10 protein-coding genes and 1 pseudogene are annotated in these 12,358 nt (G+C 65.7%); 8 read left to right on the top strand and 3 right to left on the bottom strand.

What is annotated here, in order from left to right:
- Positions 1–319: 319 nt before the first annotated feature.
- From WDA27_12650 to WDA27_12635, 4 genes are all read left to right on the top strand, one after another.
- Positions 320–1,198 carry an ABC transporter ATP-binding protein gene (locus WDA27_12650; protein ID MFA5891781.1) on the top strand — a complete coding sequence of 293 codons (879 nt, stop codon included), beginning with the start codon at positions 320–322 and terminating at the stop codon, positions 1,196–1,198.
- Between the two features lie 140 nt (positions 1,199–1,338).
- Positions 1,339–2,922, top strand: coding sequence for an ABC transporter substrate-binding protein (locus tag WDA27_12645; protein ID MFA5891780.1), 1,584 nt, complete (start codon positions 1,339–1,341; stop codon positions 2,920–2,922).
- A gap of 43 nt (positions 2,923–2,965) precedes the next feature.
- Entirely contained in the window at positions 2,966–4,918 is a 1,953-nt protein-coding gene (locus WDA27_12640; protein ID MFA5891779.1) for an ABC transporter permease, read from the top strand.
- Positions 4,915–6,954 (top strand): MFS transporter, encoded by a 2,040-nt coding sequence (locus tag WDA27_12635; protein MFA5891778.1) that lies wholly within the window; start codon positions 4,915–4,917, stop codon positions 6,952–6,954. The genes WDA27_12640 and WDA27_12635 overlap by 4 nt, the downstream gene beginning before the upstream one ends.
- A gap of 39 nt (positions 6,955–6,993) precedes the next feature.
- On the opposite strand, the gene WDA27_12630 is transcribed toward WDA27_12635, so the two are convergent.
- Both WDA27_12630 and WDA27_12625 read right to left on the bottom strand, forming a co-directional pair.
- Entirely contained in the window at positions 6,994–7,530 is a 537-nt protein-coding gene (locus WDA27_12630; protein ID MFA5891777.1) for a PIN domain-containing protein, read from the bottom strand.
- Positions 7,527–7,793, bottom strand: coding sequence for a hypothetical protein (locus WDA27_12625; GenBank protein MFA5891776.1), 267 nt, complete (start codon positions 7,791–7,793; stop codon positions 7,527–7,529). Before WDA27_12625 ends, WDA27_12630 begins: the two co-directional genes overlap by 4 nt.
- A gap of 468 nt (positions 7,794–8,261) precedes the next feature.
- Between WDA27_12625 and WDA27_12620 the strand changes: the two genes are divergently transcribed.
- The 4 genes and pseudogenes from WDA27_12620 (at position 8,262) to WDA27_12605 (ending at position 11,911) form a co-directional block, all read left to right on the top strand.
- The gene (locus WDA27_12620) at positions 8,262–8,606 is read left to right on the top strand and encodes a BON domain-containing protein (protein ID MFA5891775.1); all 345 of its coding nucleotides are present in this window, start codon (positions 8,262–8,264) and stop codon (positions 8,604–8,606) included.
- A 34-nt stretch (positions 8,607–8,640) separates the two neighbouring features.
- Positions 8,641–9,783 carry a hypothetical protein gene (locus tag WDA27_12615; GenBank protein ID MFA5891774.1) on the top strand — a complete coding sequence of 381 codons (1,143 nt, stop codon included), beginning with the start codon at positions 8,641–8,643 and terminating at the stop codon, positions 9,781–9,783.
- A gap of 40 nt (positions 9,784–9,823) precedes the next feature.
- Positions 9,824–10,327: pseudogene (locus WDA27_12610) on the top strand (phosphoribosyltransferase family protein).
- 216 nt (positions 10,328–10,543) lie between these two features.
- Positions 10,544–11,911 (top strand): RtcB family protein, encoded by a 1,368-nt coding sequence (locus WDA27_12605; protein MFA5891773.1) that lies wholly within the window; start codon positions 10,544–10,546, stop codon positions 11,909–11,911.
- 6 nt (positions 11,912–11,917) lie between these two features.
- Here the strand turns inward: WDA27_12605 and WDA27_12600 are convergent, their stop codons facing one another.
- Positions 11,918–12,352 (bottom strand): archease, encoded by a 435-nt coding sequence (locus tag WDA27_12600; protein ID MFA5891772.1) that lies wholly within the window; start codon positions 12,350–12,352, stop codon positions 11,918–11,920.
- Positions 12,353–12,358 lie beyond the last annotated feature (6 nt).

Here is a 12,358-nt window from a genome sequence, read left to right as displayed (position 1 = left end):
CGGCGCAGGGTCGGGGCGCACGGCGCAGGGTCGGGGCGCACGGCGCAAGGTCGGGGCGCGCGGCGCAGGGTCGGGGCGCGCGGCGCAGGGTCGGGGCGCGCGGCGCAGGGTCGGGAGCGGCAATCAGATCTTTCAGTAGAACCGCTCTTCCCAACAAAACGCCGGGCCGCGGCACTGGCGCGTCCTAGAAAGTATTAATACACTCCCAATTAGAGATGAGCCCGCGCCTCTGCCCTTCCGGTCCCCCCGCCGCTCGGTCGGGAAGCATTTGCTTCCGCATGCCATGTTCCGCTACTACACACTGACGATGACCCCGACAGTGAGCCCGCCCCGAACCGGAACTGCCTCCCAGACCGTTGCCATGACCCAAACAAGTGAGGCCGCACCCACGCTCGCGCTCGCCGCGCGGGGAATCGGCGTTTCCTTCGGCGGGCTGCGCGCGTTGGACGACGTGGACCTGGACGTCGCGCCGGGCGAGATCGTCGGAATCATCGGACCGAACGGCGCAGGCAAGACGACCTTGTTCGACTGCCTCAGTGGATTCCTAGCGTGCGACGGTGACGTTTGGGTCGCCGGGAACATGCTCACGGGCGTGCAACCCCACCGGCGCGCGGCGGCGGGCCTGGGACGGAGTTTCCAGGACGCGCGGCTCTTCCCGACGATGACGGTGTTGGATGCTCTTCGGGTCGCGTGCGACCTGGCGCGCGGAGCAACGCGCTCGCAGCAAGCCTCCACCCGCCTTGCGCTCGATCTGATCGAGTCGATGAGCCTGAGCGCATACCGCGACAAACTCGTACGCGAGCTTTCCACCGGCACGCGACGCATCGTCGACCTCGCGTGCGTGATCGCGCAGAACCCCATCGTCGTACTGCTCGACGAGCCGTCGTCCGGTATCGCGCAACGCGAGGCCGAGGCGCTTGGGGGTCTCCTCCGGCGGATCAGGGAATCCACCGGATGTGCGATGGTGCTGATCGAGCACGATATGCCCTTGTTGCTCGGGCTGGCCGACCGCGTCTATGCACTAGAGACGGGACAAGTCGTCGCTGTGGGCAACCCCGACGACGTCGTACATCATCCTGAGGTAATCCGCTCTTACCTGGGGGCGGACCCGGCGGCGATCAACCGCTCGGACAATGCCGCGGCCGACGCACCCAAGCCAAAGCGTGCTCCGCGCAAGAAGCGATCGGAGAGCTCGTGATCTTGCCCAGGCGCCGGGTTTGTATCTATAATTGCCATATTCTCCGTCCGGTCGCACCCAGGGTCGACGGCGCGCGGCACGAAGGGTATCGGGACGCAGAAACGCCGGCGTCACCGCCAACGGGCTAGCTGGAGGCACCGATGAACAAGAACATCCGTTCCGCATTGGAGAGCCAAACCGGCATCCGGGTTCTGGTGGCGGCAAACGCCTTGCTGCTCATCGTCGGCCTCTCGATGGTGGGTCCCACCGGCTCCAAGCCGAGCGGATCCCCGTTGGCCGCGCCCTCCAACGTAACCAACCCTGCTCCCACCGGAACCGGGACCGCATCGACCGGCCCCACGTCCGGTGCCACCGGCACCAAGGCGCCATCGGGGATCGTATCGCCGACAGGTGGAGACAAGGGCGGCATCCGCTTCAAAGACGTGAAGCCGTCGGTCCCCGCATCGAGCGTTCCCGACTTCGGCCTGATCACTCAAGGCATTACGAACAAGCAAGTTAAGGTAGGCATGTCGTACAACGTGGCGGACTGCGGCGATGCTGCGGCGTTGAACGCCGCCTACGCAAACGCCGCCGGCGATCCGAAGAAGGCAATCACCGCATTCACCAAGCACATCAACTCCACCGGCGGGATCCAAGGCCTCGAGTTCAAGCCGGTCATCGTCGACGACGGCGGCTCCGGCTGCCCCGAGAAGAACGTCGCGGCAGCCGTGCAGATGTTGGAGCAAGACAAGGTCTTCTTCGCGATGCCGGGACTCCACGTCGAGTCCGACTATCTGATCCAGCGACACCTTCCCGTATTCGGAGGTCGCGACGATCCGGCGTCGCTGGCGCGCTACGGCGCGAACGGTCTTCAGTTGCTCGAACCGGAGGAACCAACGTACGAAGCATGGGCAACCTTCGCGCGCTATCAACTCAAGAGCGCGGAACACAAGCCGTGCCTGATCCGCATCGAGAAGGGCGCCGCGGGCGACTTCGACACCTCCGAGAAGATCCTCAAGCAGCAGATGACGAAGCAGGGACTCTCGTTCGGCGATCGCATCTACGTGTTCAAGGACGACGTCTCAACGGCGCAGCAGCAGTCCGACGACATCGTCACGAGTGCGCAAAGCAAGGGATGCGACCAGGTGTTCTTCATGGCCGGCAACCCGATCGGATTGATCTTCATGACCGACGCCGCGTTCCAGCACGGGTGGATGCCGACGTGGACCTTTACATCACGCACCTACGGCATCGACGACGACACCATTTCCTCGCTGATGAACAAGGCCGAGTGGAACAACGCGATCGGGTTGTCATACCGGGTTCCTTCGGGCAAGCATCCGAAGGAAGGCAACTGCAAGAAGATCTACGAGAAGTACTACCCGAACGACGGGTTGAGCACCTCGGCCGCAGTCAACATCGTGTGCGCACAGTTCCTCACAGGCACCGAGATGATGCGGCGCGCCATCAAGCTCACCGGAACGCTGAATGCCAACACGCTCATGCTCGGCGCGTCCGAGATCCAGGGGGACTTCTTCTACGACGCGACCGTGCCGATGGACTTCAACATCCGCAAAGCTTCGGGTCCATTCAAGACGCGCGGCTTCAGCTACTACACCATCGCCGACTATGACTCTTCCCAGAACAAGTACACCTTCCCGAAGTACCCCTGCTACTACCGCACGTTCAAGGCGAACGACGGTGGATGCGAGAACCTCGAGGGCACTTTCAAGAATGCACAGTGACCCACCGGAACGGTTCCACCGTCGAGGCCGTTAAGGAGTACGCGTGGACATCGTTCTAGCCGGCGCCGTCATCGGCATGGCCAACGCACTCCTGGCCGTCGGTTTGGTCTTGATCTACAAGGCAAACCGCGTGATCAACCTTGCGCACGGCGAACTCGGCGCGTTCGCCGTCTCCATGATGTTCGCGCTGTCGGCCAATGCACATTGGAACTACTGGGCGTCGCTGGGGACGAGCTTGCTGGCGACGTGCGTGCTCGCGGCTGTGGTCGAGCGAGTGATGTTACGGCGGCTGTTCGGCGGACCGCGGCTGATCTTGATGCTCGCCACAATCGGTGTCGCGCAAATCATCATCGTGCTGCGTTTGGTCATCCCGAAGCCCACGACATCCGCGGGACAATCGGTCCTCGCAGGCGGGGGCTCGCAATTCCCGCTTCCGTTCCACTTCCAAGCGTGGCACATCGGTCGCATCATCATCGGACCGGGTCACCTGCTGGTTCTAATCGTTGGGCCGCTGGCCGTCCTTGCACTGTTTGCGTTCTTGCGTTGGTCTCCGTACGGCGTCGCGTTGCGGGCCGCAGCCGAGAACGCTCAGCGCGCGCGCCTGCTGGGAATTCCGGTTCGCCGGGTGTCAACGCTCGCGTGGGTCATCGCCGGTTTGCTCTCCGCGATCGCTGCGATCCTGCTCGCGCCGATCATCGGCTTCTCCGCCACCGAGGCGGTAGGACTGACGACGTTGATGCGCGGGTTGGCCGCCGCGATGGTTGGGCGAATGGAATCGGTCGGGGTGGCGTTCTGGGCCGGTCTCGGCATCGGGATCATCGACCGCGTCCTGTTCTACACGACGCAGCGCTCAGGACTTACCGATGTCATCCTGTTCCTCGTCGTGCTCACTGTGTTGCTTGTGCGGCGACGCGGTTCGGGACGCGCGGGGGAAACCGACACCTCGACCTGGGAAGCCGGTGAACCGCTGCGCCCGCTCCCCGTCGAGATCACCGCGCACGCCCATTGGCAACTCACTCGCCGGATCATCGCGACGGCGGGGTTGTTCACTGTCATCGCTTTGCCGTTCCTGATTGGACCCTCATCGACGTTCTTCCTCGGATCGGTGCTACTGGTGGCCGCGGTCGCCGTATCGATGACCGTGCTGACCGGATGGGCCGGGCAGATGTCGCTCGGGCACTGGGCCTTCGCTGGAGTCGGCGGGGTGCTCGGGTCGCGACTGGTGGAGATACACCACGTCAACCTGTGGGTCACGCTCGTTTTGGTGGCCATCGCAGGAGCGGCAGTTGCGGTCGCAATCGGCTTGCCAGCGCTTCGCCTCGAGGGTTCGGCGCTGGCGGCGGTAACTTTGGGATTCGCCGTGTTCGCGGCTTCGTGGTTGTTCGACCAGAGCTGGTTCAGTGGAGGCGGGTTCCTGCATCGACCCGCCTACATGACCCAGCCCGTGTACTACGCGATCGCGGTGACATTCCTGAGTGGGGTGGTCGTGCTGACGTATGCGCTGCAGCGGTCACGCGTGTGGCGAAGCATCGTTGCATCTCGAGACAACCCTGCGCAGGCCGCATCATTCGGCGTCAGCATCGTGCGCGCTAAGTTGACGGCGTTCGCGCTCTCGGGGGCGATTGCCGCAGCCGCCGGTTACTTGTGGTCCCTCGGTATCGAGCACGCAGACGGCACGGTGTTTCCGCCGGTACGCTCACTGACGATTGTCGCAGCGGTCGTGATCGGCGGACTCGGCTCGATCCCCGGCGCGATCGTGGGGGCAATGTACTTCCGGCTCCTTCCGTACTTCGCAGGGCAGTACGCCTCCTACGTGAGTCTTCTAACAACCGGCTTTGGGCTGCTCCTGCTGTTGAACTTCGTTCCCGGCGGGTTGGCGCGCGGGATGTACGTCTTGCGTGACATGGTTGCGCGCGCGGTCACCGGCATCGACCCGAGACCGAAAGTCGTTCCGGTTTCAAGCATCGAGGCGACCGCCCAGGTGGTGAAATCGTGAGCGCTATCCGAGGACCGAAACGACTACTCTCCTTCGCATCCTCGTACTTCGAGGGTCAGGCGCTCTTCCCGATCATCGTGCTGTTCGCCCTCAACGCCGTCGACGAATTCGACACGCGCACGTTCGACATCCTCGGACCGGAAATCGCGAAGTCATTCGGCGTCGGCGTCGGAGCCTTCGGGTCGATCATCGTGCTGGTGCTGATCTTCGCGCCGCTGATCGCACTCCCGGTTTCCTATGTATCCGACCGCTGGCGGCGCATGCCTCTTGCGATCGCCAGCGCGAGCGCGTGGGGACTCGCGTCACTCGCGACGGGGCTCGCTCCCGCGCTGACGGCGCTGGTGGCGGCCCGCGTCGTCTCGGGCTTCGGGCGCCGAGTGAACGAACCGGTGCACGGCAGCCTTATCGCCGAGTTCTACTCTCCGCACACACGGACCAAGGCCTTCGGCATTCACTCCCTCGCCAACCCGCTCGGCGCGTCGATCGGGGCCGTCCTCGCCGGCTTGGTTGCGCAGTTCTGGGGCTGGCGCGCTGCCTTCTTCGTCCTGACGATCCCGACGGTCATCGCCATCATCATGGCCACGCGATTGGCCGAGCCCGAGCGCGGCCGCTTCGAAGTGGTCGAGGCGCCAAAGCCGCCGCCGTTCCGTCCGACCATCCGCCGGCTCTGGGCGATCCGCTCCCTGCGCTACCAATGGATCGGCCTTGCGTTCGCGAGTGGCTCGATGCTCGGCGTCAGCGTGCTCATTCCGTTTTTCCTCGAAGAGGACTTCGGCGTCAAGGTAGGCCTGCGAGGTTTGCTTCTGGGGACCGGGACCGCCATCTCGGCGATCGCCACCCTGATCGGCACCAAGATCGTTCAAGAGAAGATCAACATCCGTCCGAGCGAAGGCTTGCGCTTGCTTGGCAAGGCCGGCCTGGTCGCGGGTACCGCTCTGCTTGGGATGGCTCTAGCGCCTCGTCTTCCGCTCGAGATCGCTCTGATCTGGGTCGTGCTGTGCGTGATCGCTTTCGTCACACCGGGCTTGTTCTCGATCACTGCGATCGTCGCCCCGCCGGAGATGCGCTCGACGGCCATCGCGCTCAGCGGCTTGGTAGCGCTCGGGGGAACCGCCTTCGCGTTGGTCGGCTTTGCGCTCGGCGATGCGAACAAGCGACTGGGGATCGGGGCGATGGCACCGATCTTCATCTACGGCATCTTCTATTTCTTCAAGGCGGCGCGCTATCTCGACAACGACGTGGCTCGGCTGAACCCCGAGGTCGCGGCGCGCGCGCGCGAGGCGGCCGTCGGCCAAGGGCCCATCCTGCTCGAAACGCGCGGCTTGACCGTCTCCTACAGCGGCGTTCAGGTGCTGTTCGGCGTCGACATCGAGATCCGGCGCGGTGAAGTCGTCGCGCTTCTGGGGACCAACGGAGCCGGGAAGTCGACGACGCTCAATGCGATTTCGGGTGTGGTGGAACCCGACGGCGGGAACGTGTGGTTCGAAGGCGAGCCCATCGTCGGCGAGCCTCCCGAGCGAACCGTGGCGCGCGGCATTCTGCAGGTGCCCGGCGGGCGAGGGATCTTCCCCGGCCTGACCGTCGAGGACAACCTCAAGATGGGCAGCTTCATGATTCGCCGCGACAAACGCAAAGTCGCGCAGCGACTCGAGGAGATCTACACGCTCTTCCCCCGCCTCGCGGAGCGCCTGACGCAGAAAGCGGGATCGCTCTCGGGTGGCGAACGCCAGATGCTCACCCTGGCGCAGTCGTTCATGCTGGAGCCGAAGCTGTTGCTGATCGACGAGTTGTCCCTCGGGCTGGCGCCCACGGTCGTAGCGGAATTGCTGGAGGCCGTGCGCCGGATGAGCGCGGCGGGCGTCACGATCGTGCTCGTCGAACAATCGGTGAACATCGCCCTCACGCTCGCCGATCGCGCGTACTTCATGGAGAAGGGCGAGGTGCGGTTCAGCGGTCCCGCGCGCGAGTTGCTCGAGCGCCGAGATCTGTTGCGCTCGGTCTTCCTCGAAGGTGCAGGGAAAGCCAAGAAGAAGTAGCTCCACTCGGCAGGGCATCGGGTCGCGCGAAGACGACGTCTACGAACGACGACGACGCTCGCCGGGCCTGCGCACCGCGCGGCGCGCGGCGTCGGCCCTGGACGCGAACTCGTGCGGGCGAATAACCGGGATTCCCCTCCAGGGGGACATCTCAGTAAGGTCCGCGTCTTCGGACACGATCAGATCCGCTCCGACGGCGAGCGCCGCTTCCAGGATCCGGTTGTCCTCGTGATCCGGGCAGTCGGAGACCCCGACCTCCGGATCGACAACACCTCCGCCTGAGGCATCCGCGATCTCCACCAGGATCTCGGCATACTCCTCGGCGCGTTCGAGGTCCCACCCAAACCCGTTCGGAGCGCACAGGACGCGTACGACGTTGAAGAGGATGTGCTCACTGAGCCACAGGGAGAACTCGCGCGCGTCGTTGGCGATGCCGACGCAGTCCGCGAACGGGTTGCCGGAAACAGGCGGCGGACTCGGCCACGACCGGAACGGGGAGTTCCCCCCGACGACGGCTCCGACAAAGACATTGACGTCGAAGACGACGGCCTTCGGCGCCGGCGCGCCGGCGATCACTTCTTCGACTTCTTCGCCGGCTTGTTGAGGACTCGGTTGACGACGGCTTCGATGTCGGAAACCGAGAGGGCGCGCGCGGCCGATTTCTCCGCACCATATGCCTGGAGAGCCCGGAGGCGTTCGGCGCGGTCCGCCGCCTCCATGTAGGACATCGCCACCCGTAGAAACTGACTGCGGTTCCCGCCGCCGAATCGGCCGACCAGATGGTCGAGCCGGGGGCGGTCCCCCTCCTCGATCGCAAACCCAACCGTTTCCGTCGCCATGTTCACCTCCGGGTGCCTCTGAGTGTAAGGGCCTTGCACTTGAGAGGCAACCGGTCCCGTCTCGGTCTGTTGCGTGTGCGGAGGATTTCGGTCTTGCCCTTTCGCACCGGGAAGGATCTTCCGGACGGATCGGGCGCACCCCCGGCACGCGACCATGGCACAGGTACGCTAAGCCCGGGTCCGGCGTAGCGGGACCTTGTGGTCGAGGCGCACAATGGTGGGGTCGCGAACAGAGGGAGGCGAGGCATCATGGCGCGCCGCAGACCGACACCCGATTCCGGGTCGCCTACGCCCGGGAGCGAACCATCTTCATCCCCCCGAACGCAGCGCGCGCGTTTTGCGGCACTAGCCGCAGGCGCGCTCACAGCGGCCGGGATCATCGCCCGGGTTCTGCTCAAACCTGGAACCAGCGCGCACCGAAGTGCCCGCTCGGCGGTGAATCGAGCGCGGCGGTCCGGGCGACACGCCGTGGGGCGACTCCGCGGAATCGAGTACCGCGTCAGCGGGAAGCACCCCGCGCCGGACGTGGGCGACGACATCCTTGCCGACCGTATCCGCTCCACGCTCGGTCCCATCGAGAAGCGGCTCGACATCCCGCGAGTGCACGTCACGGTGTTCGACCACAAGGCGGTGCTCCACGGCGCTATCGGCAACGCCGACGAGGAGCGTGCGATCACCGAAGCCGTCACCTCGATCTCGGGCGTATCCGCCGTCGAGTCACGACTGCACATCGGACTGTCGGCCGGATCCACGCGTCCCTCGGTCGGCCGCAAGCCCGCCGCGCGCGCCGGCCAACACGGACGCACGGCCTAGCTGCTCACGGAGTCGACGACCAAAGGAGGGGGCAATGCTCAGCCGCCACACCGTTGATCGCCTGCGCAAGTTCGAGGGGAACGGTTCCCCGGTCGTGTCGGTGTACATCAACCTCAACCCCGACATCCGCGAGTTGCGGTCGATTCGGCCGCGTCTGAAGGACATGCTCAAACCCGTGCGCGCGCTGATCGAAGCCCCCAACGTCCAACGTGCCTTCGCGAACTCACTGCGCGACGACGTTGAGGCGATCCTTGGCTCCGAGAAACGCATCGAGGCCGACCTGGGCCACGGCGTCGCGATGTTCGCCTCCAGCGGCGCAGGGTTCTTCGACTACCTGAGCCTGCCGCGCACCGGCTGGGACGTCGCGATCGCCAACGCTGCTCCGTATTTGCGACCGCTCGATGCGATGCTCGATGAGTTCCATTACTGCTGTGTCGTGGTCGTCGATCAGCGGCGCTCGTGGCTGTACGAGTCATTCATGGACTCAATCGAAGAGCGAGGCATCGTCGAGGAAGAAGTCCAACGCAAGAACAACTACGCCGGGTGGTATGGACTGGCGGAATACGGAACACAACGGCGCGCGCAAGAGCTGTCGCACCGCCACTACCGCGAGACTGCGAAGGCCATCACAGATCTGTTCGCGAGCAGCGACCTTGAGCTGCTGATGATCGGCGGACACCGGGAAGCCTCCGACGCGCTCGTCCCGTTCCTGCCGGTCCCGCTGCGCGAAGCCATCGCCGGCACGTTCGTCGTTGATCCCGGGACGATGACCCCGGCGACGGTGCATGCGGCGTGCCGGCGCCTGCAAGACGACTTCGAGGCGCACCGGCAGCGAGACCTCTGCGCGCGCTTGAGCGCCACTGCGGATTCCGGCGGACATGCGGCCATGGGGTTGGCCGGCACGCTGCAGGCGGCAAACGCAAAGGCGATCAATCTGTTGCTCGTCGAGTCGCAGTTCACCGCTCCGGGGACGGTCTGCGAGAGATGCCGGTGGCTCGGGTTGTGGGGCGACCGCTGCGAGATGTGCGGCGCGGCGACGCGGGCGACGCCCGACATCATTGACGAGGTCGCCGAGGCAACCCTGCGAGAAGGAGGGAAGGTGAGGCACGTGTCGCCGGCGAACGGGCTGCCGGGAACCTCGATCGGCGCAATGTTGCGGTTCTCCCCGGCCGCGTAGGGCACTGTCGCTCGACGGAAAGACGAAGGAAGAGGCGGGTATGCCGTTCAAGGATCGTCGCGACGCCGGCGCGCGGCTTGCGGAACGGCTGCGTGAGCTGACCCTGAAACGCCCACTCATTCTGGCGCTTCCTCGCGGAGGAGTTCCGATCGGATTCGAGATCGCGATGGCGTTGCGCGCGCCACTCGACGTGATCGTCGTGCGAAAGCTGGGCGCCCCTTCACAACCTGAACTCGCCGTCGGCGCAGTCGGAGAAGGCGGCGTCACCGTGTTCAATCAGGCGGTCGTCGCTCAACTGGGCGTCGCGGCCTCCGAAATCGAACGCCTTCTCGACCTTGAGTTGCGCGAGGTTGAACGGCGCGTCGCCCGTTTCCGCGAGGTGCGCGCGCCGGAACCCGTGGAAGGACGCACGATCATCCTCACCGACGACGGCCTGGCCACCGGGGCAACTGCAACCGCCGCGGTGCGCGTCCTGCGAGAACGCCGGGCCGGAAAGATCGTGCTGGCAGTTCCGGTCGCGGCGCCCGCCGCAGTGCGCGCGCTGGCGGGCGAGGTAGACCTCGTCGTCGCACTTGAGACACCGGAACATCTCGTCGCAATCGGGACGTGGTATGACGACTTCACCCAAACCTCCGACGAGGAAGTGATCGCATTGCTCGACGAAGCCGCGCGCGCGCCGGCAAAACCCGGCCACTCCCCCGGCCGTCTTGAACTCGTCGAGGAAACGCCGGTGCGATGGCGCATCGAGCAACGAGGCCCGATGCGAGTTCCCGGAATCGTGTTCGCGTCGCGCGCCCTGATGCCGGACGTCGCCGCCGATGAGTCGCTGACGCAAGTGGCCAACGTCGCGACGCTGCCGGGGATCGTCGGCGCCTCATATGCGATGCCCGACGTGCACTGGGGGTACGGCTTTCCGATCGGAGGCGTGGCGGCGACCGACGTCGAAGCGGGCGGCGTCGTCTCACCCGGGGGCGTCGGCTTCGACATCTCGTGCGGCGTCAGGTTACTGGTGTCCGAGATCGACGCGCACGAGATCGCTCCGGTAATGCCCGCACTTATGGACGCACTCGACGCCGCAATCCCAAGGGGGCTCGGCCAAGGCGGCGTCTGGAACCTCCGCGACGATGCCGAACTCACGCGAATCTTGCTGGGCGGATCTCGATACGCGGTGGAACAGGGGTTCGGAGAACCCGGCGACCTCGAGCGGTGCGAGGACGGCGGCGCCGTTGCCGACGCCGACCCCGACGCGGTCGGAAAACGCGCGCGCGAACGTGGGCTGGGCCAAGTCGGCAGCCTCGGATCCGGGAACCACTTCGTGGAGGTGCAGCGCGTAGACGAAATCTACGACGCGCGCGCGGCAGAGGTCTTCGGCCTGACGCCCGGACGTGTGTGCGTGATGATCCACTGCGGATCGCGCGGACTCGGTCACCAGATCTGCTCGGACCACGTCCGAGTCATGGTCGGGGCGATGTCCCGCTATGGCATTACCGTGCCCGACAAACAACTCGCGTGCGCGCCGGTGCGCTCGCCGGAAGGGCTCGCGTACCTCGGCGCGATGGCCGCGGCGGCCAACTACGGACGCGCGAACCGCCAGTTGCTCTCCGAGGCCGCGCGCGACGCCTTCGCGAAAACGGCGGGATCACGCGCGCTGCGGTTGCTCTACGACGTCTCGCACAATCTCGCCAAGCTCGAAACCCACGACACCGATCTCGGACCCCGGCTGCTGTGCGTGCACCGAAAGGGCGCGACACGCGCGCTGCCTCCCGGGCATTCCGACCTGCCCCGGGAGTTCGCCGCAACCGGCCAGCCGGTGCTGATCCCGGGCTCGATGGGAACTGCTTCCTACGTGCTCGCCGGCGTTGCCGGCGGCGGTGCCTTCTACTCCACATGCCACGGAGCCGGACGCGCGATGAGCCGTCACGCCGCCAAGCGACGGGTGCATGGTGCCGACCTGCGCGACGAGCTGGAGGCCGCCGGCATTCGAGTGCGCGCGTCATCGCTGCGCGAGTTGGCCGAAGAAGCGCCCTTCGCCTACAAGGACGTGGACGAAGTCGTCGCGACGTGCGAGCGCGCGGGGCTGTGCGCGCGCGTCGCGCGACTACGTCCCCTGGGTGTCGTCAAAGGCTGACTCGCCTTACACGTCGATCGTCGCGCGGCACTTCCAGCCGTCGGCGTCGCAAGCAACCGCGAGACCCGAGCGTGAAACGGCTTTGGGCACAGCCCCGACGACGCGTACGCGCGCGGCCGGAGCAACGTCGAAGAACCCGGCGAGTCCACCCATCTCGGTCTCCTCGACGGTCACGCCGACCGGAACCGAACCGAAGACGTCCACGATGTAGACGGCTTCCTCGAGAAGGGCGACGAACATCTCGTCGTCCTGTCCGGGGTCGATCGAAACCGGCAGCGGCTCCGTCGCCGAGACGTCGGAGACATCGGCAAACGCCTCGACGAGTCCGCGAACAGCCTCCTCCATGCACGACACCCTGGTGAGCCCCCACGCCTCGATCATGACGTCGGCGGTATGCGGGAGCACTCGATGCCCCGCGATCGACGACTCGTCGACGCTCATCGCAAC

This window comes from Actinomycetota bacterium (assembly GCA_041658565.1).
In the GTDB taxonomy this organism is placed as follows: Bacteria; Actinomycetota; AC-67; order AC-67; family AC-67; genus JBAZZY01.
This window is presented reverse-complemented; position numbering and strand designations above follow the sequence as displayed.

What these genes read in the sequence shown, in the direction of transcription:
- WDA27_12645 (MFA5891780.1), top strand. Translation starts at nt 1,339, where the DNA reads ATGAACAAGAACATCCGTTCCGCATTGGAGAGCCAAACCGGCATCCGG.
- WDA27_12625 (MFA5891776.1), bottom strand. Translation starts at nt 7,793, where the DNA reads ATGGCGACGGAAACGGTTGGGTTTGCGATCGAGGAGGGGGACCGCCCC.
- WDA27_12615 (MFA5891774.1), top strand. Translation starts at nt 8,641, where the DNA reads ATGCTCAGCCGCCACACCGTTGATCGCCTGCGCAAGTTCGAGGGGAAC.
- WDA27_12605 (MFA5891773.1), top strand. Translation starts at nt 10,544, where the DNA reads ATGCGAGTTCCCGGAATCGTGTTCGCGTCGCGCGCCCTGATGCCGGAC.
- WDA27_12600 (MFA5891772.1), bottom strand. Translation starts at nt 12,352, where the DNA reads ATGAGCGTCGACGAGTCGTCGATCGCGGGGCATCGAGTGCTCCCGCAT.